At 65.5% G+C, this 2,330-nt stretch carries 2 protein-coding genes; both read left to right on the forward strand.

Annotated elements, in window-relative coordinates; translation table 11 throughout:
* Window positions 1–514 (forward strand): ABC transporter substrate-binding protein (locus AC1DOC_RS29815; protein WP_478131134.1); only part of this gene is annotated, 514 nt, incomplete at its 5' end.
* 435 nt (window positions 515–949) lie between these two features.
* A partial coding sequence (locus AC1DOC_RS29820) for a cytochrome P450 (RefSeq protein ID WP_478131135.1) occupies window positions 950–2,330 on the forward strand: 1,381 nt, incomplete at its 3' end.

A 2,330-nucleotide genomic window follows, 5' to 3' on the forward strand; every position in this document is an offset into this window, starting at 1 on the left:
GCTGCTCAAGGCCGCGGGCGATGCGGGCTACAACCTGCGCTACTTCAACCACAGCGCGGGCTCGGTGCCGGGCACGGTGCTGGCGGTGTCGCAGGCCAAACTCGGGCAGCTGACCTGGGTGGCCGAGTGGCATCCGGGGCAGGCCGACACGCCGCGCGCCGATGCGCTGGCCAAGGCGTACAAGGCGAAGACGGGCAAGGACTTCCTCGCGCCGCGCATCGACTTCACGCCGCGCCTTCTGGCCGCCGCCATCAACAAGGCCGGCTCGACCGACACGGTGAAGGTGGCGCGTGCGCTCGAGGACATGAGCTACGACTCGGTGGTGGGGCCGATCCGCATGCGCGCCGAGGACCACCAGTTGCTGCTGCCGCAGGTGGTCAACACGATCGCGCCGGTCGATGGCAAGAGCGTGAAGGTGGGCTGGGAAGGGACGAACTACGGCTTCCGGACGGACGCTGTCTACACGGGCAACGAGCTGGCGCAGGGGTCTGAGTGCAAGATGGTTCGGCCTTGAGGGCTTCTGTCTTTGTTCGGAGCCTTTGTTCAGGGCGCGTGCACAGATCACCGGGTACTCCCCTCCGCGAATGTCCCCCGGGGGCTACGCCCCCTCCTCCTTGATTTCGCTGCGGGGAGCACCCGATGCTCTGTGCACCAGGACACGCTCCGGGTGCACCACTGATCAACCAGTGCCCTGATCACGCTCCCGCCGATGGGGTGCCTTGCGCAGCGAAATAAAGGAGGAGGCCGCAGGCCGGGGGACATTCGCGGAGCAAGGCACCCCGTCGGCGGGAGCGCGCCCTGAATCAGCGGCGCCACTAAACAAACAAAGGCAAAGGCACCGAACCAGCCTAAGGGAAACCCCGTCCTGCCCCCTACCGGTGCCCTCGGGATACTCCGGAGTCACACCCCGGATTCTCCGAAGCGGGTCCACTCCAAAGGCACGACACCCATGGCAGGCAAAAACTCGCTCCATCCGATCCCGCATCCCGCCAAGAAGCCCTTCGTCGGCAACCTGCTGTCGATCGGCTCCGACTCCCCCGTGCTCGACATGTGGAAGATCGCGCAGGACCTCGGCGGCATCTACTGGCTCGACATGCCGGGCATGCCGGTGATCGTGGTGTCCTCGCCCGCGCTGGTCGACGAGCTGTGCGAAGAGGCGCGCTTCGACAAGAGCACGCGCGGCGCGCTGCGGCGGCTTCGCGCAGCGTCGCACGGCCTCTTCACCTCCGACACGCACGAGGAAACCTGGTCGAAGCCGCACAACATCCTGCTGGCCAACTTCAGCCAGCGCGCCATGCAGGCCTACCACCCGATGATGCTGGACATCGCGGGCCAGCTGGTCACCAAGTGGGAGCGCCTGAACTTCGACGAAGAGGTGGACGTGGTGCGCGACATGACCGCGCTCACGCTCGACACCATCGGCCTGTGCGGCTTCGGCTACCGCTTCAATTCGTTCTACCGCGAGGGCTTCCATCCTTTCGTCGATGCAATGGTGCGCACGCTGGAGACGGTACAGAACCGCCGCGGCCTGCCGCTCGAGGAGTTCATGCTCAAGAAGGAGCTCGCGCAGCAGCGCAAGGACATCCGCTTCATGCACAAGATGGTGGAGGACATCATCGAGGAGCGCCGCGCGGGCGGGGCCGACATTGCCACCAAGCCCGACCTGCTGAGCTACATGATCGCGGGCGTCGACAAGAAGAGCGGCGAAAAACTCACCGACAAGATGATCCGCGACGAGTGCATCGAATTCCTCATCGCGGGGCACGAGACCACCAGCGGCCTGCTCTCGTTCGCGATCTACTTCCTGCTGAAGAACCCCGAGGCGCTGGCCAAGGCGCAGGCCGAGGTCGACAACGTGTTCGGCCCCGACACCTCGCAGAAGCCGACCTATGCGCAGGTCAACCGCCTGCAGTACGTGATGCAGGTGCTCAAGGAGGCGCTGCGCCTGTACCCGACCGCGCCCGCCATCGCGATGCGCGCGAAGGAAGACACCACCATCGGCGGCCAGTACACGATCAAGAAGAAGAACATGGTCATCATGCATGCGCTGGCGCTGCATCGCGACAAGGGCATCTGGGGCGAGGACGCCGACGAGTTCAACCCCGACCACTTCAGCCGCGAGGCCGAGCGCGAGCGGCCGGTGAATGCCTTCAAGCCCTTCGGCAACGGGCAGCGCGCCTGCATCGGGCGCCAGTTCGCATTGCAGGAAGCGGTGCTCACGCTGGGCATGATCCTGCAGCGCTTCGATCTCGTCGACCACACGGGCTACAAGCTCCGCATCAAGGAGGCGCTCACGATCAAGCCGGAAGGCCTCAAGATCAAGGCGCTGC

It is taken from the genome of Variovorax sp. 01T439_2 (assembly GCF_056398445.1).